Raw genomic sequence first — 26,200 nt, forward strand, 5'->3', positions numbered from 1 at the left:
CCTTAGATGACTTTAAAGTGAGCGGAAAATAAGCGTTGGTATAACCAGCTCTAGAGTGAGCAGTGATGATAAGTGGCAGCCTAGGTCAGCACGGAAAATTCAGGTTATGGCGGAACCTGTGTTCCACCTCACCTGACACACATGATTTAGTGCTTGAAGCCATGATGCCTCGCGGCGCGCGTATTTTATATGGAATGCTCGGAATACACGTCCTGCCGACAGTGTATGAGGGCGTTCTGGTTGACGAGCGAAGAACGACAATCAGTTTATTTTCGAATAATGAAGACTTTCTGATTGCAGGGTTTGAGCCAGTCTATATAGGCATGCCCGAGCATTACGTAAGCGCCACGATGGCCGGTTTCAAAAGGGCTTTGACTGAAGGTGCCGAGGTGGAGCTGAACCGTCTAAGGATTTTTTACAGCGCTTACGGAAACGTCTCCTCGAGTGAGGTCTTCTTTGAAAAGATTGGATTTGCCTTGGTCCGTTTATTTACAGGCTCGCACAACATTCAGTGTGAGCAGACGATAAGTTCAATGCTTGAAGAGGCATTGAAGTGAAGGTAGCGCATTAATGACTCATTACAGGCTGGGGTTTCGACACAGGCCCAACTGTGCAGAACCTATACAAGAAAAACACACCCATTTCCTCACGCAGTTGTCTGGCCTGGGGGCACCGTGGGATCTGGCGGGTACGTCGGAAGTGCCGGATATTGGCGGCGAGCTGGTTGTCTCGGTGTCGTTGGATAAGCAGCTGCCTGCGGGCGTTAAAGGTCGAATGACCTACGCCTTGCGAAATCAGCAATACCTGGAAGACGACGCTCAGTTTGATGACACCCTGTTCATTGAGTTCTCCGGTAATAAACTCGATTATTCAGACCTGTTGGAGCGAGTGTTTCCCGCTTATATCAAAGCGTTTGGCGCCTACCGTGCGACATTGCATGATTGGAGCATCACCAGAAGTGACTGGCCCATGGTCGTTGAGGCGTGTGACGCCACAGGTAAAGACGTGAACGGGCGCGATGGCGTTTTTCGTATTGACGCGGCTAATTATTTCGATCAGGAATTGTGCGCCCGCGCGTTCGCGAAAACGCCGCGGCAGATCGTTGAATGCCTGAATGGGCACGTAGATAAAATTGCCGAATTCGAGCGGGGCGTCTTGATCATTGTTAGCGACAGCCCACTGTCCAGTGATGAGTTGATGCGTGCGGGCGAACGATTGAAAAACCTTTTGAGTTAAGTGATCAAATTGAACCAGTCAAGATGAAGAATCAGCACGTGTTCGAGGCCTTGATCAAGGCTATCCAGTCCTCTGAACAGTATGAGGGCAACTTCGGTTACCCCATTGGCGATGCGAGTGCTGTGTTAAGCCGCGTTGATGGGCCAGACCACACCGGTGTCCCCGGCGACTACTTAGCTTTTCTGTCAGCCTTCGGCTTTGGCGAGCTGGACGCCGCCTTTCATTTGGATGACGGCCCGGAGCACTATTCGACGCTCTCTGGTCGTGAAATAGCAGGCGGCGAGGGGCTTTATGTTTTCGGCGGTAACCAGAGCGATCTGCTCTACGCGTTCAATTCAAAAAGTGGTTGGCAGGTGGTGCAAATCAGTTGTGAACTGGACGAAGTTGAAGTCGTCGCCTCGGGGTTCTCTGATTTCATCCTGGAGAAGTTAACGTATATCAACGCTTTGGTTGAATGGCGCGCTGCCAAGTAGTGGTTGAACGATCAGGTGCACAAGTAACCCCATGAATTTTAAAGCCGCACTCGAAGCACTGGCGCTACCCGATACGTTGCTGGCTTGTGCAGATGGGCGCATCAGTCCGCCGATTTTTACACTGGATACGCCTGCCCAGTGGTACGGCTTCCCGCCTGCATTGATCCCGCTATGGAGTAGCGGATCTCGCCCGTTTTATATCGGGTACTGGAAGCACTGGTTTGTTGATCGTGAACCCTGCTTCGTAAAAATGTACGTCGCCGCTGGCCACCTGACGGTTGAAATCGCCCGCACATCTGCGCAATTGATGGGCGTGATGGCCATGATGTCCATCGGCGTAGAAGACGGCGTCACCCCAGAGCTTGAGCAATTTGCCCAAGCGGTAGGGCTTGATTGCGTGCCCGCGCTGGAGGCGCAGTCGCTGAAAACCGGCGACGACCCCCAGGGCTTTGCCAACGTTGCGTTGTTCAGCCAGAAGACACCGCTGGAAAGCATCGTCGACGGCGGGGCGCCTTACACCGGCGACTTTCCCAACCCGGTCGACTCACGTCGGGCCTGGTGGGAAACCAGCTGCTCCTTCGAAATTCTCGACCGGCCGATGCCGATGCCCGCCCATGGGCAGTTGCCTGCGTGGTTTGATCCGGATCGCGAGAAAAAGCCACTGTTCGACGACTACTTGAGTGCCGGTAGCCTGGATTATGCGTGGTTGACCTTGAACTCTACCGGCTGGTCGATCACCGATGCACGGCAGGCGCTAGTCGCGTTGCAGGCACGGGCTGACGACCGGGGCTTCGATGCGGTTGTGGCTTATTGGTTGTCGTTGGCGAATGTCAGTGCGGGGGGGTACTAAACCGTGATGAGCGTTATTCCCGTGCGAAAGTTTGCTTTGGCGTTAGGCCTTTTTAGCGTTGTTTACGGCGCTAGTTTCTTTGTGGCCGTGCTGGTTTCCGGCTTTGTCGGCGTGCTGTTAAAGACCTCCGACGCTTGGGTGTATTTCTGGATCGGTGCGCCGCTGTCTGTGGTGTTGACCCTCTACTGGACTGTCAGCCAATGGAGCTACGTAAAAGATTTTTTGGCCGGGCGCAGGGACTGCTAGCGCCTATGAAAAATGACCTGACAGATGGGCAATTGGACCCTACGGCCTATTCGCCGGTTGCTTCAGCGTTTACCTCTGCAACCCCCAATGAACTCAAGGTCTTTTTTGATGCATTCATGCTCAATAAACCCTACTGCCTCGACGAGTTGATTCAGTCGGTTTGGCAAACCCTCGGGTATGAGCAGTGGGGCGCGGACTTTTCTCCAGAATCCCTGGACGCCTTGGGCGAATGGTTTGCTGCGCGGATTCGTGACCGCGCGCAGAGCTCATCTGCCGTTGAAACGGGGTCCGAAGAGGTCGTGTCCTTGGCTGTCGCAGTGGGCATGTACTATGGAGAAGTGGCGGTCAGAAATAACCCGCCACTGGGTTGGCATGCGTTGAACTGCAGCAAGCGGCAAGCCGATTACGGTCAGTCCGTGGTGTCCAGCGCGGGCAACCTGCCCACCAATCCCGTGCGGGTTGCGCAGGCATTTGCCAGCGGTATTGCCGACGGCTCGAAGGCCGCCGGTCGACTTAGACAGACTTACGATTACTGGATGCAATTGATCAAGGGCATTTCATGAGGCCGGGCGCAGGGGGCGGTTGATGATTCAATGGTCTGTGTTGCGTGCACTTATAGCGGGCAGTGACGTCGACGTGTCCGAGCAGGCGCTATCCCTCATCGACGAGGGCGTCTACAAAGTTTCAGAGACCCAATATTGCTTGGCTGATGTCCATATCGAGAGCGGGCAAAAGCGGCTGGTATTGGTGTCATGTGTTTGGGCGGTCAGTGAGGCGGCATTTCGACGAGCCTATTCGTTCGACGTCGAAGCTGACGATTTGGCGCTCGGCGCGCCCCCGGTTGAGTTACTGCCCGACGAAGCAGCGGCCACTTACGGTCAAATAAAACGTGCCTTGGCGGCCGTGGGGATGGTGATGGAGCACGCCTCCTACCGTGTGATGTCGGATGACGCTTTTATTCATCGAAGCCTGGAAAACGCCGACGCGACCTATCATTTTCGCTCGCGTGACGACGTGGACGATGAGCCGCCTTATGCGATTGTGTGGAAGTGTCGCGCGGTTACCCTAAACGCTCAAAAATAAGTGGCGAGGTGTGGTGTGGAAGAGGCAGACGAGCTACTGGCTCAACGGATGGCTGAGTTTGAGACCTTCAGGGCCGAGCGTTTGCCGGTGCTGCATGAGTTCTGCAAAGCGCTCGGGTTTGATCAGCCGCACGAGGTCTTGATTGAACCCAAAAAGTTTTTGCCACTGCTGGACCGTGGTTTACAACACGCGGTGATCAGCGAAGAAAACCGGGGTTGGTTGGTGACCCGTATCGGCTATTACATCGGCGAGTATCTGATTTCCCTGCTGGGCGGCTACTGGCTGGTGGATCAAGATCCGTTGTCACCGTCCTTCGCCAGGTACGTGGTCGGTGACTTTTCATGTGAGGGAGCAAACACTGAAGTCATTGACCCCTTTGATATAGCGCAGCGTTATGCAACGACGCCGGGTCCGCGTTTTTTAAGGCAAGAGATCGAAAAACAGCTGGTCTGAGCCTGCTGCGTCGATGCACAGATTTTTCCAATCGCTTTACAAGGATGATCCATGAAACCTGGGAAATTTCCCCTTCAAGCCTTCCTGATGTCTTGCCTGGTGGCGGGCTGGGGGCTGGTCTACGTTGGCCGTATCAAATGGGCCATTGGCGTGGCGGCGTTTTTGTACACCGGTGTGGTGTTGCTCGGAGTGTTCGGCTTGAGCGCGTCGCCTGTTGGACTGTACGTGCTGTTCGGCTTCATCGTTGTGGTCAAACTCAGCTCAGCGGTGGTTTCAGCCGTGCTGGCGCGGCGTTATGACGGCCCGGCGGATGTACCACGCAAGCGTTTCCATGCGTTGTATGTCGGCGTGTTGATCGTGATCACTTTCGTGCTGATCGAGGTGCTGCGAGCGCCGTTGATGGGGTTCAAGACCTATTACATCCCGACCGGCTCGATGGCACCGACGGTGTCGGTGGGCGACTACATCGTCACAGACCTCAAGGCCGGTGCACCGAAGGTCGGCGATATCGTGGTGTATCGCTGGAACGGCACCGAGGCGATCAAGCGCGTGGCCGGTGTGGGTGGCGACACCTTGGCGATCGTTAATGGCGAGCTGATCCGCAACGGTGAAAACCTTGGGTTGTTCCACGCGCCGGCAGACCGGGTGAATGGCGCGGCGTCGATGGCGTTGGCGCCGGTCGAGGTTAAGCCGGGGCACGTCTATCTGCTGGGTGACAACCGCAACAACAGCAACGACAGCCGCTTCATAGGGCAGGTGGCGGTCGAGGATGTGGTGGGCGCGGTGACGGGGATCTGGTTTTCCAAAGAGCGGTCGCGCATTGGCACGACTTTTCCCTTGCAGTGATCTAATACCCGTCTGTTAAGGCGAACACTGTACCTGTGGCGAGGAAGCTTGCTCCCGTTGGGTCGCGAAGCGGCCCCAGCTCTTTGTTCTAAAAGACAGGGACTGCTACGCAGTCCAGCGGGAGCAAGCTCCCTCGCCACAGGTTATTTTTACACCTGCTACTTCTTAACTGGCTGGCAAGACCGGATCACAGAAGTTTGCGCTGTACGGCTTCATCCAGCGTACTGCGCGTCAGTGCTTCCACCACTTCACGCCCATCGGCCTGGAACGGGATGCCCACGATCAGCACCAGGTGCATCCACGTACGCACCGATTCGCTCTTCTTGACCCGGCCCAGCTCTTTACCGTCCTTGTCCTTGAACACCGTCTCCAGGGTGAAGACGTTCTTGGCCGTGGTTGGGATGATGAAAAACGTCGCGCCAGTGATGATCGCCGAGGCCACGCTGAACTGTTCGTTGTTGTACAGGGTGGCGTCGGCATAGATATCCGAATCGACCTTGTCGGTGCTCACCCGCGCAAAGCGGTCGGACTGGCGAAACGAATCGGCCACGGCCTTTTCCCACAGGGCTGCCGGTTTGCCCGCCGCGGCGTTGGCCGGGCCGCCATTGGCCTGGTTGAACGCGGTGGTGCGCACGTACGCCGTCGGCTTCTGGGCCGGCGCGTTGGCGGTCGGCGGCCAGGTTTGCACTGCGGGCAGTTCATGTTGCGAGTAAGACACGCAACCGGTCAGCAACACCGCAGCCAGTACCAGGCTGTGCTTGATCAATCCTTTCATGTGTTACTCCTTGGGCAGCTTGGCGGTGGCGGAATCGAGCAGTTGGGACACCAGTTCATTCAGCTGTTTGGCACCCATGGTCGGAGCCCAGTATTCGCGGCCGTAAAGACCTACGTTGCGTTCGAACTTGACCTCTTCCTTGGCGCTCGCCAGTTGTTTGCCGTCGCGGTCGACGATCACCAGGTCGCCGGCCACGTCGAAGGTGTCGACGTAGATGGGGCCGTTGACCCAGATCCAGAGGGTCAGCGTGAGCAAGGCACCGGGGAAGTACCCTGGGTGCGGGCCACGATGGCCCTTGAGGGAGGTCATGTTGAATTTCAGCGACACGTCGTTTTCCCGCAGGCGCGTGGGGTATTCGGTGACCTGCTTGAAGTAGCCGGCAGTGCGCACGTATTGGTTGAGCTGCACCGTGAGCGAGCGGCTGATCGCGGTCTTGTTGGCGTCGTTGACGTCGCTGGCCGTCACGCTGACGTCGGCGATTTGCGCGCTGCGGGGGCTGGTGGTGGAGGCCGGATGGAGCGGGGCGCCGATGGGACCGGTGACGGTGTAGGACACACAACCCGTCATCGATAACGCAGCGACGAGTGCTGTCGCGCGCAAAAGGGTGTTCAACACGCTATTTCCTTATAAATGAATGAGCCAAGCCATTGTCTCGACTGCGCGGTGCATAACTTGAGGGCTGTGCGTCGCTGCGCGGCGGTCACCGAAACACCTTGAGAACCCCGATCAACTCCGTAAAATGCCGCGATTGTTTAAAACACGATACTTTTCAGGGACGAAATCAGCCATGCGCGCATTTGCCGTATTCCTCGTCGCCTGCCTGATGGCGGGCTGCGCTTCCAAGCCGGATTACTACATCTCCCCGGCGCCGGTCACTATTCCCAAGACGGCCACTTACTGGGTCGACACCTTCAATGTGGAGGTGGGTGGCAAAAGCAAGCACTTCATGCCCGATGATAAGGTTCGCAAGGAACTCGGTGTCGATCTGGTCGACCGCCTGCTCAAGGCCAAGCGTTACGCCACCAGCAAGGAAAGCGCCGACTATGTGTTGGACGTGGATATCGTCTACGTGCGTCATATCATCGACTCCAACGGCGGGCTGACGACGCTGGTGATTGATGACGGCACCATCCTGCAAAGCATCGACTTCGGCTACAAGGTCAAGGTCAAGAAAGCCGGCGCCGAAGTGCTGCACTTCGCTCAGGATCGGTCTGGCCTGGTGCCCAACAACTGGGCTGGCCAGGCGCAGCAATGGCGAACCATCGGCGGCATCATTACCAACTCCGGTAACGCTAGTGTCGAGCGACATTTCACCGGTGGGCTGAGCCGCTACATCATCGACGACTTGCGTAATATCCCATCGCGCTAGTGTCATCTGAACCCGGTTTAACCCGAACCACCTGCACCTTGCGTCTGACCTTGTGAACGGATCATTCATTCACGAGGTTCAGCCCATGTCCCGTCCTCCGCTCTTCCTGCGTCCTGCTGCCCAGGGCTTTGCCGTTACCTTGCTGGTGACGCTGGCCGGATGTGGGTTGTCTTCTTCCCCTGAACTGGCCAAGCCCTCTCCTGAGGCGGCGCCTGTCGCTGAGCTGCACAGTGCTCCAGTGCCAGGCGCTCTGGCCAAACGCATGGCGATGCCCGCGCCCATGCGGATGCAGGACTCGGTGGCGATGGAGTACCGCAGCGAACCCCGCGAGCAATACGCAAACCTGCCGGACAACCCGGTGCACCGCGTAGCGGAAACCCCGGTGTCCACCTTCAGCGTCGACGTCGACACCGGCAGCTACGCCAACGTCAGACGCTTCCTCAATCAAGGCCGTCTACCACCCGAAGGGGCTGTGCGATTGGAGGAAATGGTCAACTATTTTCCCTACGACTATGGGCTGCCCACCGATGGTTCGCCGTTTGGCGTGACCACCGAAGTCGCCGCCACGCCGTGGAACCCGCATACCCAACTGCTGCGTATCGGCATCAAGGCCTCCGACCGTGTCATCGCGGACCTGGCGCCAGCCAACCTGGTGTTCCTGGTGGACGTGTCCGGCTCCATGGACCGTCGCGAAGGTTTGCCGCTGGTGAAAAGCACCCTGAAATTGTTGGTTGATCAATTGCGCGATCAGGATCGCGTATCACTGGTGGTCTATGCCGGCGAATCCCGCGTCGTGCTCAAACCCACTTCTGGCCGCGACAAAGCCAAAATCCGCGATGCCATCGACCAACTCACCGCCGGCGGCTCCACAGCCGGCGCATCCGGCATCGAACTCGCCTACCAGATGGCCCGCGAAGGTTTTATCGACCAGGGCATCAACCGCATCCTGCTGGCCACCGACGGTGACTTCAACGTGGGTATCAGCGACTTCGACAGCCTTAAGCAGATGGCCGTCGACCAACGCAAAAGCGGCGTGTCGCTGACGACCTTGGGCTTCGGTGTGGATAACTACAACGAACACTTGATGGAACAACTGGCCGACGCAGGCGACGGCAACTACGCCTACATCGACACCCTGCGCGAAGCCCGCAAGGTGCTGGTGGAGCAACTCAGCTCGACCCTGGCGGTGGTGGCGCGGGATGTGAAGTTGCAGGTGGAATTCAACCCGGCGCGGGTCAGTGAGTATCGCCTGCTGGGTTATGAAAACCGAGCCTTGAAGCGTGAGGATTTTAATAACGACAAGGTCGATGCCGGAGAGATTGGCGCAGGGCACACGGTGACCGCGTTGTACGAAATTGTGCCGAAGGGGGAGAAGGGCTGGTTGGAGCCGTTGCGCTATGCCGCGCCAGCGTCTGAGAGTCAGAGCGCTGAGCTGGCCATGCTGCGTGTGCGCTACAAGCCTGCGGCAGGTGGCGATAGCAAACTGATTGAGCGGCCCATCAGCACTTCATCTGCCCCGGCCAGCGACGACCTGCGTTTTGCGGCGGCCGTGGCAGCCTTCGCCCAACAGCTAAAGAGTGATGGCCGCTACACTGGCAGCATGAGCCTGCAGGACACCGCCACACTGGCCCGCGCGGCCCGGGGCGATGACCCGTTCGGTTTGCGCAATGAGTTTGTGCAACTGGTGGAACTGGCTCAAAGCCTCAAACATTGACCTATGTGGGAGTCCGCTATCGACATGGCCGTTCCAGAAGACCTGCCCAGCGACGAATCGCTGCTGGCCCGCTACCGAACCGGTGACAGTGCCGCATTCGAAGCCCTGTACGCCCGGCACCGACAGGGCTTGTACCGCTTCCTCGTGTCCCTCAGCAACAAAGCCGAACTCGCCGAGGAAATCTACCAGGAAACCTGGCTCAGCCTGATCCGCAGCACCACCCAGCCACAAGGCCGGGCGAGTTTTCGTACCTGGCTGTTCCAGATTGCCCGCAACCGCCTGATCGATTACTGGCGCAAGCACGGCATCCACAACCCGCTGCATGACAGCTACGACGAACAACTCCACGCCCAACCCGACCACAGCGCCGGCCCCGAACAGCAACTGAGCCTGAGCCGCGACCAGGCCCGCCTCGACGCCGCCCTGCAAGGCTTGCCCGAAGACCAGCGCGAAGTCTTCCTGCTGCGCCTGCACGGCGACCTCGAAGTGCCGCAAATCGCCGCCCTCATCGGCGCCCCGCTGGAAACCGTAAAAAGCCGCCTGCGCTACGCCCAGCAGAAACTGCGCCGCCTGCTGGCCGAGGAGATACCCGCATGACTGACTCCCGACACACCCCGGACCCCGACGACGTGCTGCTCCAGCACTACCGTCAACACAGCGCCGGCGAACCGCCCGCGTCCCTCGACGCCTTCATCCTCGCCACCGCCCACCGCGAAGCCCCGGCGCCGCAACCGAGCCTGTGGCAACGCTGGCTGCGCGCCTGCCAACGGCCGCGCTGGCAGATGGCATTTGCCACAGTGGCGGGTGTGGCGTTGATGATTGGCGTGGTGATGCGCGAGCCGGTGCCGCAAGCGGAGATATCCACAGCTACGTTCTCTGCGACGCGTGAAGAAGCAGCCCGCCCGGCGCCCCCTGCAATGTCTGCTCCGGCGCCCATGGCCCGGCTGGCCGTTGCACCGAAGGCCGAGAGTGCGCAAGTCATGGGGTCTATGGCAGATGAACCGAGCACCAAGCTAAGCAAGCGCGCGCCGGTCGCGTTGCCGTCGTTGGAGGAAGAGCTACAGGCGATTGTGAGATTGCGTGAAGCTGGGCAGGCGAGGGCAGCGGATGAGAAATTGCTGGCGCTGCATGAGCGCTTTCCGCAGGAGGATTTGCCGGCGAGGTTGGAAGAGATGCGAAGCCATCAGGGACTCTGGCGTTAGTTGACGAGCGCTCGCCAGCGTTTATAATTCTTCGCAACACGGCCCCTGTCGGTTGATGCGCTTCGGTGCTGAGACTGCTCAGGGGTTTTTTATTACCCGCGGTTTTTCATTTACCAATCGCGCTCCCGCCAAGCATGGTCGACGCCCATGCCCTCCAGATTCAAATCAAGGTGGTTCAAGTCTGGGAAGTCATTTTCCATCAATGTCTTCAAACGCTTTCCCCAGCTGGACGCCGGATTGATAGCGCGCATTAGATGATGGGTAATGCACAACAACATAAAAGGCCGAGCTCGTCGGTGTGCGTCCTCATGAAATGCTGACAGTGCAGGCACTTGTTCTGCCGGCGGAAGTTTAGGCTGGTCGATGATGTTACGGTTCCAAAGACGACTATGGTGAGCGCAGACATTTCGCAAGTAGTTCAAGCTACGCAGCCAACTGGCGAAGACCCTTCCTCGCACGCGACCCAAACGGCTAGCGGCAAACCGTATTTTTCTTTGTTATGGCGAATGAAGTCTTCATTCGAGCGGTTGATTAATGCAGCGTGTTTGCCGATCCATGCATGATGCTTGGTCAACCCGGTCTTTGTGTCCAACTGTAGAGAGAAGCTTTCATGAAATATCTCAGGCACTAGGTAAGCAAATTTATTGTGTTTGCCTAGCACATGGGAGATGTCCACTCGTAGCGCTATCTCTATGCGTTCCAAGGCATCCAGGGTCAGAAGGCGAAGCTTCTTGTCGAAGACGTAAAGATCGATTGCGTTCTGGAAGGTGGTACCTGGTTTGAACGTATCGAGCGGGATCCGTGTAGGTTTCGTTTTAGTTTTGTATTGGGGGAGTGGGCAGCACAATTCCGTGCGTTCGCGAAAGGCGAACCAGTAGCCGCTGAGACGGTAGTAGCCGATACGCTCAAGGTGCTCCAAGGCTTTCGGCTGGTCAGTAACCGACATGCCGCGCGCTATTACCAGATCGAGCTGTTCTTGATAGCTTTGCCAAGGTTTTGGATAACCTTGTGTCATCTGCAAATCTTCCTGGCTGCCGAGTGGCGAGCAATGTACCTCGTTGACGCGGCCCTCAGTCATATTGGAAGTATTTGGAGACAAAGACCTCAGAGTCCGCACACGACCCACAAAAAAGCCCCAGGCCTTTCGACCTGGGGCTTTTTCATCTGTATCTGGTGCACCCGGCGGGATTCGAACCCACGACCCCTGCCTTCGGAGTCCTAAAAGTCGATGTTTAGATTCAAGACGTTAGCCGGGATGAGCTAGGAAATCAATGAGTTTTGATAGCTAGGGTTAGCGAAATTTCGCCATGTTTAGCGGGGCGCGTGTGGCAAATTTGTGGCATTAAAGTCGCACTGACCGTTAACCAAATCCCCCTGATGCTGATGATCCATATAAGTGAAGCTTCTAGTCGCTTCCCGATCTTTATTCGTGCGCCCCTTGCCGCCTGTACATCGATTTTTGCCATAGGTGAAGCGCTGTTGGAGGTCTGGCTCACCCAGGCATTTTTTCGCTGCTCACGTCATAGGAGCCTATTAGGCAAAAAAGTTGGTTAACTTATGGCTTAGGCCCGCAGATATGAGTTAATAACGTCGGATAGCTACCTCATTGGCTCGCTTACACCGACCTCCCGGTGACGACGCTACGGCTGACAGCGTATGGTGAAATACGGCGGCTGAAAGCTGGTCGGACGTTCTATATCACGAAGCTGCACCTTTGCGGCCTCCAAGCATCAGCACGTCGCGATACACCCGGACAGTGGCGGCACACATCTGTTCGGCTGTGAATAATTGGTCGAAGCGAGCCTTGGCCTGGGTGCCGAAGCTCTGGGCTTGGTCAGCGTTGTTCCACAACCTGCGGAGCGCTTCACGCAGCGCCAGCGGCGACGCGGGCGGCACTGCCAGTCCTGTTTTTTCGTGGATATTGACGTACGTAGTGCCGGTGCCTATCTCGCAGGAGATCAATGGCTTGCCATACATTGCCGCTTCGAGCAGCGAAATACCAAACGCTTCAGATCGCAAGTGGGACGGGAAAATTAGTGCATAGCACAATTGCAATAAGCAGGCTTTGTGTTCGTCGTCCAACCTGCCCAGAAAGTGAACATTGCGCAGCCTCAAGCGCTCAGCTTGGGCCTTGAGTGCCTGCTCTTCTGGCCCGCTGCCAATGATTACCAAAGGATAGTCCACGCTCTCGAGGGCGCTGAGCAAGCTGTCTAGGCCCTTGTAGTAACGCAACACGCCTACGAATAGGAAAAACTTTTCGGGAAGTAGCTTACGCCAGTGAGCCGTGCGTTGCTCCGACACCTGCGGATAAGCCGACCGATCCAACCCGTAGGGCACCACCACTGTTTTGTTGGCAAATGGCTTAAGTGCCTCACTTGTACGCTGATAGTTGGGCGATGCGACTAGGATGCGGTCCATGCTACCCAGCATTAGCTTCATCAGTGGCGTATAAAGCTTCAGCAGAGAGCGCTGCTTAATGACGTCTGAGTGATAGCTGAGTACAGTTGGTTTGCGATGGCGGGTAGCAAAATGAACGACGTCCATCCAAGGCCAGGGAAAGTGGAAGTGTATAAGATCCGCCTCCGCAGCCATGGCCTTGAACGTTGAAAACACTTGCGCTGAAAAGCCTGTAGACGCCAGGTGGAAGTTCTCGTTGGCCCGCGTAACCGTATGGTCGGCGATCTGGATGCGCGCTGGCGAGGGGGTCCTGCTCAGCGTGAGGACCTGACCCTCCACACCGAAAGCGCGACTGCCCTGGCAGAGTTGATACATCACCTGCTCGATTCCGCCCGTGGTGTCCGGATAATATGTCTTGAAGAAATGAAGAACGCGCATAGGGGCCCATTGGTAATGCTGAGGTCTTGCTGGTCGGGAATCAGACTGATTTTGTCAGGCTGCCTTCAGGCGTAAGCCTCACACCCGGCTAGAGGTACAGAGGAAACCCAGCGAATGTAACTTCCGGTGAGTATATCGCCAACAGTCATAAGAAAAAATTCTAAAAAAAGAACGTACAAACCACCCTTCATTTAGGCGGTTTTTTCATTTAACAAGTGAAAGCCAGTGTTACACTCCCGCGCCTTTCAATACCTGTGGCAGTTAGGTAACCATGCAAAAATTTCATGAAAACAGCTTGCAGGCTGCGCTGAAAGCTTGTAAGAGCAGTTTCATATCGGTCGGCATTTTCAGCATGTTTGTCAACGCCCTAATGCTAGTTCCTACCTTCTACATGTTGCAGGTTTATGGACGAGTCATAACCAGCGGCAGCTTGACCACGCTGTTGATGCTAACCCTTATCATGACCGTTCTGATGGTAACCATGGGTGCGCTTGAGCTGGTACGTTCGCGCATCATGGTGCGCGTCAGCACCAAACTCGACATCCTGTTAAGCCGTAATTTGTACCGTGCCAGCTTTAAGCGCGCTCTGGAAAGCGGCGGCATGGACGCTTCAGCTCAGGCTATGAACGACTTGACTGGGCTGCGCCAGTTTATGACCGGGACTGGCCTTTTCGCTTTTTTCGACGCGCCTTGGCTGCCGATCTACATAGCCGTAATGTTTATGTTCCACCCATGGTTTGGCTGGATGGCTATAGGTTGCGCCATCATCCTCACGGTTCTGGCGGTCGTAAACGAGCGTCTTACCGGCAAGCCATTGGCCGCCGCCAACAAAGAAAACATCGCCGCCAGTCTGTACACCAGCAAGAACCTGCGCAATGCCGAAGTCATCGAGTCCATGGGGATGCTCGACACCCTCATCAATCGCTGGGCCCAGCGCCAGAAAAAGGTGTTGATCCTGCAGTCGGTCGCCAGTGATAAAGGCGGCGCAATGACCAACGTCTCCAAGACTTTCCGCATGTTGGTGCAATCACTGATCCTGGGGCTGGGCGCGTTTCTGGCGATCGAACACGAACTCAATCCCGGCTTGGTGATTGCTGGTTCCGTCCTGCTGGGGCGCGCCCTGGCGCCCTTGGATCAAATCATCGGCAGTTGGAAAGGTTTCATTGGCGCACGTGCCCAATACGCTCGTCTCAGTGAAGTGCTCGCCAAACAGCAAAGCGAACCTGAACGCATGGCATTGCCAGCGCCGTTGGGCAATATACTGGTGGATAACCTGTTCATCACCGCGCCAGGTGGCAAAACGCCAATTATCAAAGGTATGAGTTTCTCGGTGCCAGCAGGCCAAGTAGTCGGGATCGTGGGCCCCAGTGCTTCGGGTAAATCCACTCTTGCACGGGCGCTTATGGGGATCTGGCAACCGCAGCATGGCGTGGTCCGACTCGACGGTGCCGATATTGCCAACTGGGACAAAAGCCAGTTGGGGCCCTACGTAGGATACTTGCCCCAGGACATCGAACTGTTCGAGGGCAGCATCAGCGAAAACATCGCGCGTTTCTCTGAAATCGACCCGGAGGAAGTTATCAAGGCGGCCCGCATTGCCGGCGTGCATGAAATGATCCTGCTCCAGCCCGACGGGTATGACACGGTCATTGGCAGCGACGGTGTCAACCTGTCGGGCGGCCAGCGCCAGCGCGTTGGCCTGGCACGTGCCTTGTATGGCTCGCCGCGGCTGATCATCCTTGATGAGCCGAACTCTAACCTCGACGAAACGGGTGAGCAGGCGCTCGCGCAGGCAATCACTCAGATGAAAGCCACTGGCTCAACCGTTTTCGTCATTACCCATCGAACCAATATTCTCTCGCAGGTTGACCGGCTAATGGTGATGAGCGGTGGGGGTATCAGTCTGTACGGTCCGCGTGATCAGGTCATGGTTGAAATCAACAAGCAACATCTCGCCGCTCAACAACACACCGCCCCGGCGGCATCAGGCGCCGCGCCTATCCGCGCCTGACAGGAATAATGTCGATGACTTCGAATGCATCTGCTACAACCGCCCATCAATTTGACGGGGTCCCGGTATCGGACAAAAGTGTGCGCCGTGTAGGTTTCTGGATTGTTTTCCTGACCTTCGGCGTCTTCGGCTCTTGGGCCGCTTTCGCGCCGCTTGACAGCGCAGCCTACGCGCCAGGCGTGGTCACGGTGCAAAGCTACCGCAAGACCGTTGAGCACTTGGAAGGCGGTATCGTCAAAGATGTGTTGGCTCGTGATGGCGACATCGTCAAGCGCGGCGATCCGATCGTGATCCTGGACGATTCGCAGCTTAAGGCCGAGTACGAAACTACTTACAGCCAGCTAATCGCGTCGAAAGCCATGGAGGCCCGTCTACGCGCAGAGCGTGACAATCTGTCGACTATAGACTTTTCCGCCCTGCTGCCGGCCAGTACGCCGCGTGGGCAAGAAGCGCGCGACAGCGAAACCCAAGTCTTCAACGCCCGTCGCGGTGCGCGCTTGGGTGAGGTGGCAGTGCTCAAAGAGCGCATTGGCCAGTTGAACCAGCAGATCAAAGGCACCGAGGCCATGATCGGCACCAAGCAAAACTTGGGAAAATCCTACACCGGCGAGATCAGTGAGCTGGACGAGTTGCTCGCCCAGGGCTTCGTCGACAAACAGCGCTTGCTTGAACAACAACGCAAGCTCGACATGCTCAAATCGGAAATGGCCGACCACCGATCGTCCATTACCAAGACCCGATTGCAAATCAATGAGACCGAACTGCAGATACTGCAGATCAACAAAGACTTCAACTCCGATGTGGTCAAGCAACTGGCCGAGGTGCAAACCAAGGCCTATGACCTGCAGGAACGCACGACAGCTCTCAGAGACCGCCTGAGCCGGATTGTCATTCGCGCGCCTGAAGACGGCATGGTCATCGATATGAAAGTCCACACTATCGGCGGTGTGATCCGACCCGGCGCGCCCATCATGGACATCGTACCGTCGGTATCCAGGTTGATCGTCGAAGCTCACGTTCCGCCCGTGGATATCGACCGTATCGGCGTCGGCAAGCTGGCAGACATGCGTTTCAGCGCGTTCAGTGCTGCGACGACGCCGGTTATCGAGGGCGAAGTTATCCAGGTGTCTGCCGACCGTATGACCGAAGAGCGTACCGGCCAGCCGTATTATCTAGCTCGCGTGCAAGTAACGGAGGCAGGTCAGCACAAGCTGGGCGACCGCAAGCTGCTGCCCGGCATGCCCGCCGATGTACTGATCAAGACCGGCACGCGGACCATGCTGCAATACATTCTGCAGCCTGCACGCAACGCTATCTCCCAGTCGATGATCGAGGAGTGACCGTGCGCCTTTTGTCATGTTTGATATTGGGCATGCTTGCGGTGCAAGTGCAGGCGGCAGAGCCCAAAACGGCTGAGCCGAACAGTCCCAAACCTGAAGCGAAGAGCGTCAGTGCCAACCTCTACTCCGCTGACTTGTTGCAATTGTACGGCGAATCGCGCCTGGAAGACCCGCGCGTACTCGCCGCTTATGCCCGCAAGCAGCTTGGCGCGGAGCAGGAGCGGGAAGCGTTTGGTTCATTGTTGCCGCAAGTTACGGCCAGTGCGGGCGCCAATCGCATCAAGCAGGTCAATGAACAGGTAAACCAGATCTACAATAGCGAAAACTACAGCATCGGCCTCAGCCAAGTGCTGTACAACAAAGCCAGCTGGGAGAATTACAAGAAGTATCAGAGCATGGCAAAGCAATCGGCGTCAGAGGCAGATGAAGCTCAGGCCGAAGCCACCGTAGATTTGGCACAACGATATTTCGCAGCCCTTGCGGCGGATGACGAGCTGGAACTGGTCCAGGCCGAGCGTCGCGCCACCCAGAAAAACCTCGACCAGATCGAAGCGATGTATAAGCGACAATTGGCGATGATCACCGATCTGCTCGACTTGCGCGCGCGGGTCGATTCGCTGGCGGCCCAAGAGGTTGACGCAAGCAATCAGGTGCGTCTGAGCCGCGCTGCGCTCTCAGAAATTGTCGGCCGTCCGGTTACCGAGCGTCTGAGTCGTGTGCGCAACGATGTGCAATTGAAGGTGTCCGAGCAGAGCCTTGAAAGCTGGGTGCAATTGGCCCAGACCCAGAACCCCAATATCCAAGCCAACCTCAGCGCCGTTGAAGCTGCCGAAGCCGGTGTGCGCGGTGGCAAGGGCGGACACTACCCGACGTTGAGCCTGAACCTTAATGCTCAGAACACCAACGAAGGCTACAATAATTCCCTGGCTCCAAAAACGGACAGTTATGTAGCGGGGGTCCAGCTGTCTGTCCCTATCTACAGCGGCGGGTCTACCTCGGCGCGAGCCCGGGGGTTGTACCAACAGCAAGTCACCGCTGAGCAGCAACTGGAGGCGGCGCGGCGCCAGGTAGTCAAGGAAACCATTAATGCATACCTGACCGCAGATTCAAGCGTCGAAAAAATTCGTGCCAATCGCAACGCATTGGCATCGGCCGAGCAATCCAGAGTCGCGTCGGAAAAAGCCTTCAAGTACGGCGTAGTCAACGCCGTTGACGTGCTGACGAGCGTCCAAAACGAATTCAAGGCGCGCCGTGACCTGCTCAAAACGCAATATGACTTCATTACCAATTTGTTCATTCTCAATCGCTGGGCCGGGAAGCTGTCGTCCGAAAGCGTAGAGAGCGTGAATGTATGGCTGAGCAATAACAGTAAAACTGAGCCAGTCCTGGAGCGGGAAACTACACAATGACGAGCAATCAAAAGAAAGCCATCATCACTGGCATCACCGGGCAGGATGGCGCCTACCTGACCCAACTGCTGCTGGAAAAAGGCTACAAGGTCTGCGGCACATACCGTCGCACCAGCTCGGTTAATTTCTGGCGCCTGGAAGAAGTTGGCGTGCTGAACCACCCCGACCTGGAACTGGTCGAGCACGACCTTACCGACCTGTCTTCAAGCATCCGTCTGATACAGCACGCAGCCCCCGTCGAGGTTTATAATCTGGCGGCGCAGAGTTTCGTAGGTGTGTCCTTCGACCAGCCCCTGACCACCGGTGAAATCACCGGTCTGGGTGCCGTCAACTTGCTCGAGGCGATTCGCATCGTTGACCCCAAGATCCGCTTCTACCAGGCGTCCACCTCCGAAATGTTCGGCAAAGTCCAGCAGGTTCCCCAAACCGAAGCGACCGACTTCTACCCACGCAGCCCTTATGGAGTGGCCAAACTCTATGCGCATTGGATGACCATCAACTATCGCGAATCCTACGGCATCTTTGGTTCAAGCGGCATCCTGTTCAACCACGAATCACCGCTACGCGGCAAAGAGTTCGTGACACGCAAAATCACAGACGCGGTTGCACGGATCTCGCTTGGCATGCAGAAGGTGCTGGAGTTGGGCAACATGGATGCGAAGCGCGATTGGGGCTTCGCAAAGGAATACGTCGAAGGCATGTGGCGCATGTTGCAGGTCGACGATCCGGACACCTTCGTATTGGCTACCAATCGCACTGAGACTGTGCGTGATTTTGTAACGATGGCGTTCAAAGCCGTCGATATTAGCCTCGATTGGAAAGGCAGTGCCGACAACGAGCATGGTATAGATACCAAAACTGGTAAAACCGTCATCCAAGTCAATCCCAAGTTCTACCGTCCGGCTGAAGTTGAATTGCTGATAGGCGACCCGGAAAAAGCAAAGCGAGTTCTGGGCTGGCAAGCCCAGACCAATTTGGAGCAGTTGTGCCTATTGATGGTCGAAGCTGATCTTAAACGAGCCAAAAACGGCAACTCTTTCTGAGACGGCAACAGCGCGGGTAGCCATGACTAAGTCCATTCTTCTTACAGGTTCTAACGGATTTACTGGCAAGGCGTTGAGTAGTGCTTTGTCCGCAAGAGGCTTCGTTGTCACTGAGCTTAGCGGACCTAAAAGCGAGGCTCCTGGGAAGATCTCATGTGACTTGAGTGACCGGGACGCACTTTTCCGGGCCTTGAACGAGGTGCAGGTAGACTGCGTCATTCATCTGGCCGCAATTTCGTTCGTTGCCAGCGCAGACGCTCAAGCGTTCTACCGCACCAATGTTGTTGGCACCTGCAATCTGCTGGACGTCATGGCCGACAAGCGACCTAAACAGGTAATCATTGCGAGCAGCGCCAATGTGTATGGCGTGCCGATCAGCAGCGCGCCGCTTTCAGAAGAGAGCCCGCTACTGCCGGTCAACCACTACGCTTGCAGCAAATTGGCCATGGAGCACATGGCGCGGACTTTCCAGGGTTTACTGCCCCTCGCCATCGTGCGCCCTTTCAATTACACCGGGGTCGGCCAGGAAGATCACTTCCTCATTCCCAAAATAGTCATGCATTTTGCCAAAAAAGCGCCGTTCATCGAACTGGGTAACCTGGATATCAGTCGCGACTTCACGGGCATAGACGATGTAGTAAGTGCCTACTTGACGCTCATTGATAGCCACGTTCATGGAGAAACCCTCAACATTAGCAGCGGCGTGTCTATTAGCCTGCGCGAGATCATTGATGAGTTGCGGCAGTTGAGCGGTCATGATCTTGAGGTTCGCAGCAACCCTGGTTTTGTGCGTAGCACTGATATCAGAACGTTATGTGGTGATTCTGGGAAACTTCAGAGTCTGACCGGTTGGAAGATCACCCAACCGATTCGTACAATCTTGAAAAGCATGCTTGATGCTGCCTCCGGACGCTGATCGGCAATGGGTTTATTGAGATTCCTATTGGCCAGTTTAGTGCTCATGAGCCATTTGAGTATCGGCTTTCATGGATACAATCTTGGCGTTATGGCGGTGATTGTCTTCTATCTGCTGGCTGGCCAAGTAGTGGTACGGCTCTGGGCGCGTATGCGCACGCTGCCCAACTGCATAGCCGTATTCGCCCGCGATCGTCTACTTCGCATACTGCCGCAGTACTTTGTAGGCATCGGGCTTTCCACGCTAGTCTGGCTCTATTTTGGCCCGAGTTCGGAGTTTTTGCCGCTTCACCCTTCCGTCTGGGACTGGTTAGCAAATCTTACTGTGATTCCGCTTAACTTCTTCATGTACACCGGACTGACGAGCTTTATGTTGATCCCGCCCGCTTGGTCGCTGGGTGCGGAGTTACAGTTTTATCTGCTTACGCCGATGTTGTTCAGCTGGGGCACCTGTCGCTTGGGACTGATTTTCCTGGGCAGTTTTGCCGTATTTCTCTTGGCCCAGACCGGTACGCTACATACTGACTACTATGGCTACAGGCTTTTGCCTGGCATTTTGTTCATTTTTCTCCTGGGGTCGGCGCTTGCTGAGCAGTCGCCGTTGCACCCCCAAAATTCCCGTCACTGGGCGGGGTTGTGTGTGGCATGGGTGGTGATGGGCTTTTACGCTCTTGCGCTGCTGGTGACTCGCGATCACCAACCATTCCGGCTTGAAGTGGCGCTAGGGCTGGTGGTGGGTTTGCCGCTGATCCTGATGCTACAAAAAAAAACCAGTCCCCGTCCGTGGCTCAAGCTGCTTAATAGAAGGGCCGGGGAGCTGTCATTCGGCATCTTTCTTTATCACTTCCCAGTGATCTGGACCCTTGAGTCGCTTGGCCAGCCTCATACCGGGTTGGCCGCATTTCCCTCCGTCATGGTATTCAGCACCCTGCTTGCAGCGGCGGGTCATTGGTGCGTTGAGCGACCTTTGTGGCGATACTTGCGCCCACGGGTACTTGTCTGAACTTTATTAGGAAGCAAACGTTGACAAACGCACTGCAAGAACTGTGGCGAACACGGCACTTTATAAAAAGCGCGGTTCGAAACGAGTTTGCCACCCGTTTTGCCCGCAGCCGGCTGGGCGGGTTATGGATGATCATTTATCCTCTCGCCCAGATCGTTATCTACGCGTTCATTTTGTCGGCCGTTATGGCGGCACGCCTGCCCGGTATCGCCGGTACTTACTCTTATGCGATCTACCTGACCGCGGGAATTCTAGGGTGGTCATTGTTTACCGAGGTCTTGAGCCGAAGCCTGGGCGTCTTTATCGATAACGGCAACCTGCTCAAGAAGATGGCGTTTCCCCGGCTTGCTCTGCCGGTTATCCTTGCAGGCAGCTGCCTCATCAACAATCTGCTTTTGCTGCTCGTCAGTCTTGCGGTGTTCGCCTGCCTTGGTCATTGGCCGGGTATGAGCATTTTCTGGCTGCCCCTGCTCACGCTGCTCACCCTGTTTCTGGCCTTAGGTCTGGGGTTGAGTTTGGGCATTATCAATGTGTTTTTGCGCGATGTGGGCCAGGTCATTCCCATATTCATTCAATTCGGTTTCTGGCTGACGCCTATCGTCTACGTCATGGCTATGATTCCACAAAAATTTCAGTTCATTCTCTACCTCAATCCCATGACTGGCATTATTCAGGCGTATCAAAGCGTGATGGTATTCGGCCGTATGCCGGACTTGATGCTATTGATATATCCCGTTGTATTCACCTTGGTCATGGGTGCTCTTGCCGCCCAGTTGTACCGCCGCGCGGGTGATGAAATGGTGGATGCGTTATGAGTGCTGTATTAAAAGTAGAAGGTGTGGGCAAGGCATACCGCACCTACCATCGGGAGCTTCACCGTGTGTTGTCATGGTTCGGCTGGCGCGTCAAGCCGAAGGCCGAGGTATGGGTGCTGCAAGACATCAACTTTGAAGTCCAGGCCGGTGAGGCCGTGGGTATCATCGGTCAAAACGGTGCAGGCAAAAGCACGCTGCTCAAAATCATCACCGGCACGTTGAAAGCCAGTGCCGGCCATGTTGAAGTCCAGGGTAAGATTGCCGCCATCCTCGAGCTGGGCATGGGGTTTCACCCGGATCTGACCGGTCGCCAAAATGCTTATCATGCAGCTAGCCTGCTCGGATACACCACTGAGCAGATCACCGCTATCATCGAAGAAATCAAAGAGTTTGCCGAAATCGGCGATTACTTCGACCATCCGGTGCGCACTTACAGCAGCGGCATGCAGATGCGTGTGGCGTTCGCGGTGGCGACCGCTTACCGGCCGGAAATCCTGATCGTCGACGAAGCACTGTCGGTAGGAGATGCCTACTTTCAACACAAGTGCTTCAGCCTGATTCGCGATTTTCAAGCGCAAGGTACCTCGCTTCTGTTTGTCTCCCATGACAGCGCAAGTATCCAGTCGCTATGCAATCGCGCCGTTCTGTTGCACAAGGGCAAGTTGCTGAAGGTGGGCGCGCCGCAGCAGATCATTGACCTGTACAATGCCAGTCTGGCTGATCCAGACTTGAAGCATACACGTCTAAGTGGCGACGCCAACGGTGGCGGCATCCGTTCTGGTACGGGCGAGGCGTTAATTGATACGGTTCGACTGCTGGACGCTCAAGAGCAGCCACTGGATACCGTCGCCACCGGTGAGCCGGTCAAACTATGCATCGTCATTGATGTACACAAAGCCATTGACGAGTTGGTATGCGGTTTTGTCATTCGTGACCGCGCGGGTAACTGGATTTTCGGGATCAACTCCAAGGATTATGGCAAAGACTTGGCAGGCTTGCAGCCAGGACAAAAGCTGGTCCTATCCTTCGGCTTCGACCTCAACTTGGGCGAAGGCACCTATAGCGTCAGCGTTGCGCTTACCCGCTCGCACCGCTCCCATGTTGAGAAGAACTACGACTGGTTGGACCTAGCCCACGTGTTTAAAGTAGTCAACGTGCACAAAAAACACTTTGCCGGCCTTGCTTGGCTGGATGCCCATGTCGAACTGACTTCGTTGTCAGATGGCCCCAATAAAACTTTGGATCATGTCAATCCATGAAAAAGCTGTTGAGAACGATCTATTTGAAAATTCGTGACCTGCCTGTCATTGGCGCATTGGCGCAGCAAGTGCTTGCTTTCGTCCGTAATCGCAATCAGGGTGCCACGCGAGCAGTGAACTGGGAACAGGCTCAACAGGTTGGCAGCCTTGCCGAGCGTCTTGAAGTCGTCGAACAATTGGTCAAGGCTCAGGCGAATGCCATCGCGGGGCTCAATAACGCAAGCAAAAACCTTAAGCGCGAGCAGCTTGAGTGGAAGTCTGCGTTGGGCAAGTCTGAACGGCATCAAAGTGCGCGAACAGAGTTCGTGCGCGACGAGATCATGTTCGAGCTGCGCAAGGTGCTCAAGGTCAAACCCTCCGCAGCCCCAGGTGAAGGTGCGAAGCAGTCAACAATCCCGGCGCGCATCCTGCCCCATGTACAACTTGGCAATCAGCCCGTTCGGATTAACGTGGGTTGCGGGCACATTCCTCATCCGGACAAGCTCAATGTCGATGTGCGTGAATTGCCTGGCGTGGACATTGTTTCTGGCGCCGAAAATCTGCCATTTGAACCCGACACAGTGGAACTGATTTACGCCGCACACCTGCTGGAGCATTTCCCGCGCCGCTACCTGCTCGATGTGCTGCTGCCGCACTGGCATAGCATTCTCAAAAGCGACGGCACGCTGCAGTTGGTGGTGCCGGATTCTCAGGCCATGCTTGCCAGCTACCAACGTGGCGAGATGAGCTTTGATACCTTTGCCGAAGTCACCTTTGGCAAGCAGGACTACGACGGCGATTTTCATTACGCCATGTACAGCCCGGACACTCTGAGCCAACTGTTGCGTGAGGCGGGTTTTGGACACTTGGAAGTGCTGGCGGCTGATCGAGTTAATGGTGATTGCCGAGAAATGGAAGTCACTGCGAGGAAGTTGGGCGCATGAAAATCAGCTTGGTCGTCAACACTTACAACCGCATGCACACGCTGCCCAATACATTGGATGCCCTGCAGTATCTGCGCTATCCCGATCTTGAAGTCATCGTTGTGGATGGGCCTAGCACCGACGGCACGCTGAGCTATCTTAACGACAACTGGAAAGGCAAAGTCAAAATTGCCACGTGCCCCGCGGCCAACCTGTCCATGTCACGTAACATCGGCATTGACCAAGCCTCGGGCGACATCGTCGCGTTTATTGATGACGATGGCATTCCTGAACCCGACTGGCTGAATGAGCTGTCCCATGCCTACATCGACCGCACGGTCGGGGCGGCGGGCGGCTTCGTGCGCAACCACACCGGCGTTGAGTTCCAAACCCGCTACATCGTCAGTGGTCGTAACGGCGAATCCGAAGTGCTGCTCAACCATCCAACCGATGTGCCTCACGCTAAGGCCGGCGCGTTCAAAGTACCGGGCATGATCGGCGTGAACTCCAGCTTTCGGCGTAGCGCATTGCATGAGGTGGGCGGTTTCGATGAGCAGTACGCCTACTTCCTCGACGAAACCGATGTAATTTTCCGTATGGTCGACGCCGGGTACGACATCAAGATGATGCCAAGCGCCGAAGTCCATCACAAATACGCACCCAGCCACATACGTAACGAAAAAGGAATCGCCCGCACCTGGCTGACCATCGCCCGCAGCACTGCTTACTTCTGCTTGCAGAATGCCACGCCCGACATGGCGCTGGGCGAAACGTTCTACACCGTCGAGAAACACCGTCGCAAACTTCGCACCCATACACGCTGGGCAGAAGAAACCGGGCTGCTGCCGCCAGTAGAAGCCAAGCGCATGTTCCAGGAAATCGAAGACGGTTTCGACGCCGGCATCCAAGATGCCTTCAGTCATCCGTGGCGCAAAGTCGTGACGTTCAATCCCGACCAAGCCTGGCAAGCGTTTCTGCCGCTGCTGGCTCCAAAGCAACGGTTGCACCTCGCCTTCACCACCACCCTTTACCCGCCTAGCGACTGCGGCGGTGTGGGCGTAATAATTTACCAGATGGCCACCGAACTGGCGCGTCAAGGACATGAAGTTACTGTCATGACCTCCGCACAGGTGGGCATGCCGCATACCGTGGATTTCGAAGAAGGCGTGTGGGTCCATCGTCTTCCGGGCGGCGCGAGCGCTATTACACCGCCCGATGGCATGCCATACATGCCGCCGGGTGTTAGCCACAATGCCGTGAATATCCTCGCCGAGTTGGAACGGGTTAGTGCCCGCCGCCGCTTTGACTGGGTGGTCGGCACCATTTGGGACCTCGACACTGCGGCGATCATCGCCAGTAAGCGGTTCAAAGTTGCGCTGTACCTGGTGACCAGCTACCGCTTGATGCAAGACAGCAAACCGGAATGGACCCCTGACAGCAGCTACTTTAAAAACCACGTTCAGCCGATGATCGAAGCCGAGAAGTGGGCGCTGAACAATGCTGACCTGATTCTCACCAGCACACAGGCCATCCGCCGCGATGTGGAGCAAGCCTATGCCTTGCAATTGGCCGATGAGCGAGTGCAACTGCATCCGTTTGGCATGCGCGCAGGTACTGCTACTCCAACAGTTGGGGATGGCAACATCGTTAAACTGTTGTACCTGGGTCGGTTCGAAACGCGCAAAGGGATCGACATTCTGATGCAGGCATTGCCGGCGCTGCTGGAGGCGCACCCAGAAGTGCACGTCACACTCGCCGGTGACAACCGTTTGCTGGGACCAGACGGTCGTACGTATCTACAGGCGTTCCAGCAGGAAAACGCTGGTGCTGCGTGGATGTCTCGGGTCGAAATACCTGGTCTAATCGACGAGCAACGGCTGCAACAGGTCTATGCCGACTGCGACATTTTCGTTGCGCCGAGCCGATACGAAAGTTTCGGCCTGATTTACCTGGAAGCCATGCGTTATGGCAAAGCATGCGTCGGTTGCAGCAGCGGCGGTGTTGTCGAGATCGTGCAGCACGGTGAAACCGGCTTGCTGGTGCCGCCGGAAGATGTTCATGCCTTGCACGATGCACTTAAGCAGCTAGTGCAGTCGGCCGAACTGCGTCGCCAATACGGTGAAGCCGGTTTGCGTAGATTCGAAGAAAGCTTCACCCTAAGCGCTTTCGCCACTCGTTTGGGTCTGGCCCTACAAGAGCGTCTTGAAGATCGGAAATCCCGCTCAGGAATCTAAGGTGCAAAGAAGCCTCTTGTTCCCTTACCTCAGATGAGCCGGATTAATGCCACTCGGATGAGGTGCGATCATTTCTATCAAAGCGCGTGCGATGCTAAAGATAGGCGACTACTCGTGGCGATTTGACAGTATTTGTAGAAAAAATTTGCGCCGTGAAAGAACCGCATAGTGGCCGAATACCAGCAGC

General features: G+C 56.2%; 26 protein-coding genes and 1 pseudogene. 23 read left to right on the forward strand and 4 right to left on the reverse strand.

Annotated features, from left to right (window positions below; translation table 11 throughout):
- Nucleotides 1-65 precede the first annotated feature (65 nt).
- Genes DYL61_RS07585 through lepB form a run of 9 tightly spaced genes read left to right on the forward strand, consistent with a single transcriptional unit; the run spans nucleotide 66 to nucleotide 5,187 of the window.
- Nucleotides 66-557, forward strand: a complete 492-nt coding sequence (locus DYL61_RS07585; protein WP_135307840.1) for a hypothetical protein — start codon at nucleotides 66-68, stop codon at nucleotides 555-557.
- A gap of 13 nt (nucleotides 558-570) precedes the next feature.
- Nucleotides 571-1,236, forward strand: coding sequence for a hypothetical protein (locus DYL61_RS07590; RefSeq protein ID WP_135307841.1), 666 nt, complete (start codon nucleotides 571-573; stop codon nucleotides 1,234-1,236).
- A 23-nt stretch (nucleotides 1,237-1,259) separates the two neighbouring features.
- Nucleotides 1,260-1,709, forward strand: a complete 450-nt coding sequence (locus DYL61_RS07595; protein ID WP_135307842.1) for an SMI1/KNR4 family protein — start codon at nucleotides 1,260-1,262, stop codon at nucleotides 1,707-1,709.
- Nucleotides 1,710-1,740: 31 nt separating this feature from the next.
- Nucleotides 1,741-2,559, forward strand: coding sequence for a hypothetical protein (locus DYL61_RS07600; protein ID WP_135307843.1), 819 nt, complete (start codon nucleotides 1,741-1,743; stop codon nucleotides 2,557-2,559).
- A gap of 6 nt (nucleotides 2,560-2,565) precedes the next feature.
- Nucleotides 2,566-2,805: a hypothetical protein gene (locus DYL61_RS07605; protein WP_105698327.1), complete on the forward strand. Its 240-nt coding sequence runs from the start codon at nucleotides 2,566-2,568 to the stop codon at nucleotides 2,803-2,805.
- Nucleotides 2,806-2,810: 5 nt separating this feature from the next.
- The gene (locus DYL61_RS07610; protein WP_135307844.1) at nucleotides 2,811-3,368 is read left to right on the forward strand and encodes a hypothetical protein; all 558 of its coding nucleotides are present in this window, start codon (nucleotides 2,811-2,813) and stop codon (nucleotides 3,366-3,368) included.
- 22 nt (nucleotides 3,369-3,390) lie between these two features.
- The gene (locus DYL61_RS07615) at nucleotides 3,391-3,888 is read left to right on the forward strand and encodes a hypothetical protein (RefSeq protein WP_135307845.1); all 498 of its coding nucleotides are present in this window, start codon (nucleotides 3,391-3,393) and stop codon (nucleotides 3,886-3,888) included.
- A gap of 15 nt (nucleotides 3,889-3,903) precedes the next feature.
- Nucleotides 3,904-4,341 (forward strand): hypothetical protein, encoded by a 438-nt coding sequence (locus tag DYL61_RS07620; protein WP_193559432.1) that lies wholly within the window; start codon nucleotides 3,904-3,906, stop codon nucleotides 4,339-4,341.
- A 51-nt stretch (nucleotides 4,342-4,392) separates the two neighbouring features.
- Nucleotides 4,393-5,187: a signal peptidase I gene (gene lepB, locus DYL61_RS07625; protein WP_135307846.1), complete on the forward strand. Its 795-nt coding sequence runs from the start codon at nucleotides 4,393-4,395 to the stop codon at nucleotides 5,185-5,187.
- Between the two features lie 187 nt (nucleotides 5,188-5,374).
- Here lepB and DYL61_RS07630 read toward each other — a convergent pair whose 3' ends face one another.
- Nucleotides 5,375-5,962: a hypothetical protein gene (locus DYL61_RS07630; RefSeq protein WP_135307847.1), complete on the reverse strand. Its 588-nt coding sequence runs from the start codon at nucleotides 5,960-5,962 to the stop codon at nucleotides 5,375-5,377.
- Between the two features lie 3 nt (nucleotides 5,963-5,965).
- Nucleotides 5,966-6,577, reverse strand: coding sequence for a hypothetical protein (locus tag DYL61_RS07635; protein ID WP_135307848.1), 612 nt, complete (start codon nucleotides 6,575-6,577; stop codon nucleotides 5,966-5,968).
- A gap of 172 nt (nucleotides 6,578-6,749) precedes the next feature.
- On the opposite strand from DYL61_RS07635, the gene DYL61_RS07640 reads away from it, so the two are divergent.
- From DYL61_RS07640 to DYL61_RS07655, 4 genes are all read left to right on the forward strand, one after another.
- Nucleotides 6,750-7,331 carry a hypothetical protein gene (locus DYL61_RS07640; RefSeq protein ID WP_135307849.1) on the forward strand — a complete coding sequence of 194 codons (582 nt, stop codon included), beginning with the start codon at nucleotides 6,750-6,752 and terminating at the stop codon, nucleotides 7,329-7,331.
- Nucleotides 7,332-7,416: 85 nt separating this feature from the next.
- Entirely contained in the window at nucleotides 7,417-9,045 is a 1,629-nt protein-coding gene (locus DYL61_RS07645; RefSeq protein WP_135307850.1) for a vWA domain-containing protein, read from the forward strand.
- 24 nt (nucleotides 9,046-9,069) lie between these two features.
- Complete coding sequence (locus DYL61_RS07650; RefSeq protein ID WP_135307851.1) at nucleotides 9,070-9,642, forward strand: RNA polymerase sigma factor; 573 nt, start codon at nucleotides 9,070-9,072, stop codon at nucleotides 9,640-9,642.
- A complete protein-coding gene (locus DYL61_RS07655) occupies nucleotides 9,639-10,247 on the forward strand; it encodes a hypothetical protein (protein WP_135307852.1) in 609 nt (202 codons plus the stop codon). The genes DYL61_RS07650 and DYL61_RS07655 overlap by 4 nt, the downstream gene beginning before the upstream one ends.
- A 110-nt stretch (nucleotides 10,248-10,357) precedes the next feature.
- Here the strand turns inward: DYL61_RS07655 and DYL61_RS31715 are convergent.
- Both DYL61_RS31715 and DYL61_RS07665 read right to left on the reverse strand, forming a co-directional pair.
- Nucleotides 10,358-11,325, reverse strand: a pseudogene (locus DYL61_RS31715) (Abi family protein).
- 620 nt (nucleotides 11,326-11,945) lie between these two features.
- The gene (locus DYL61_RS07665) at nucleotides 11,946-13,082 is read right to left on the reverse strand and encodes a glycosyltransferase family 4 protein (RefSeq protein ID WP_095014205.1); all 1,137 of its coding nucleotides are present in this window, start codon (nucleotides 13,080-13,082) and stop codon (nucleotides 11,946-11,948) included.
- A 271-nt stretch (nucleotides 13,083-13,353) separates the two neighbouring features.
- On the opposite strand from DYL61_RS07665, the gene DYL61_RS07670 reads away from it, so the two are divergent.
- Genes DYL61_RS07670 through DYL61_RS07715 form a run of 10 tightly spaced genes read left to right on the forward strand, consistent with a single transcriptional unit; the run spans nucleotide 13,354 to nucleotide 26,013 of the window.
- Entirely contained in the window at nucleotides 13,354-15,093 is a 1,740-nt protein-coding gene (locus tag DYL61_RS07670; protein WP_135307853.1) for a type I secretion system permease/ATPase, read from the forward strand.
- Nucleotides 15,094-15,107: 14 nt separating this feature from the next.
- Nucleotides 15,108-16,433: an HlyD family type I secretion periplasmic adaptor subunit gene (locus DYL61_RS07675; RefSeq protein WP_095014207.1), complete on the forward strand. Its 1,326-nt coding sequence runs from the start codon at nucleotides 15,108-15,110 to the stop codon at nucleotides 16,431-16,433.
- Between the two features lie 32 nt (nucleotides 16,434-16,465).
- Nucleotides 16,466-17,842, forward strand: a complete 1,377-nt coding sequence (locus DYL61_RS07680) for a TolC family outer membrane protein (RefSeq protein WP_135307910.1) — start codon at nucleotides 16,466-16,468, stop codon at nucleotides 17,840-17,842.
- Nucleotides 17,839-18,885, forward strand: coding sequence for a GDP-mannose 4,6-dehydratase (gene gmd, locus DYL61_RS07685; protein WP_095014209.1), 1,047 nt, complete (start codon nucleotides 17,839-17,841; stop codon nucleotides 18,883-18,885). Before DYL61_RS07680 ends, gmd begins: the two co-directional genes overlap by 4 nt.
- A gap of 22 nt (nucleotides 18,886-18,907) precedes the next feature.
- Nucleotides 18,908-19,801, forward strand: coding sequence for an NAD-dependent epimerase/dehydratase family protein (locus DYL61_RS07690; protein WP_095014210.1), 894 nt, complete (start codon nucleotides 18,908-18,910; stop codon nucleotides 19,799-19,801).
- Nucleotides 19,802-19,807: 6 nt separating this feature from the next.
- A complete protein-coding gene (locus tag DYL61_RS07695; protein ID WP_135307854.1) occupies nucleotides 19,808-20,803 on the forward strand; it encodes an acyltransferase family protein in 996 nt (331 codons plus the stop codon).
- A 20-nt stretch (nucleotides 20,804-20,823) separates the two neighbouring features.
- Nucleotides 20,824-21,618 (forward strand): ABC transporter permease, encoded by a 795-nt coding sequence (locus DYL61_RS07700; RefSeq protein ID WP_095014212.1) that lies wholly within the window; start codon nucleotides 20,824-20,826, stop codon nucleotides 21,616-21,618.
- Nucleotides 21,615-22,877 (forward strand): ABC transporter ATP-binding protein, encoded by a 1,263-nt coding sequence (locus tag DYL61_RS07705; RefSeq protein WP_095014213.1) that lies wholly within the window; start codon nucleotides 21,615-21,617, stop codon nucleotides 22,875-22,877. The genes DYL61_RS07700 and DYL61_RS07705 overlap by 4 nt, the downstream gene beginning before the upstream one ends.
- Entirely contained in the window at nucleotides 22,874-23,800 is a 927-nt protein-coding gene (locus DYL61_RS07710; protein ID WP_095014214.1) for a class I SAM-dependent methyltransferase, read from the forward strand. Before DYL61_RS07705 ends, DYL61_RS07710 begins: the two co-directional genes overlap by 4 nt.
- Entirely contained in the window at nucleotides 23,797-26,013 is a 2,217-nt protein-coding gene (locus DYL61_RS07715; protein ID WP_095014215.1) for a glycosyltransferase, read from the forward strand. Before DYL61_RS07710 ends, DYL61_RS07715 begins: the two co-directional genes overlap by 4 nt.
- Nucleotides 26,014-26,200 lie beyond the last annotated feature (187 nt).

The organism is Pseudomonas nabeulensis, from assembly GCF_004682045.1.
In the GTDB taxonomy this organism is placed as follows: Bacteria; Pseudomonadota; Gammaproteobacteria; order Pseudomonadales; family Pseudomonadaceae; genus Aquipseudomonas; species Aquipseudomonas nabeulensis.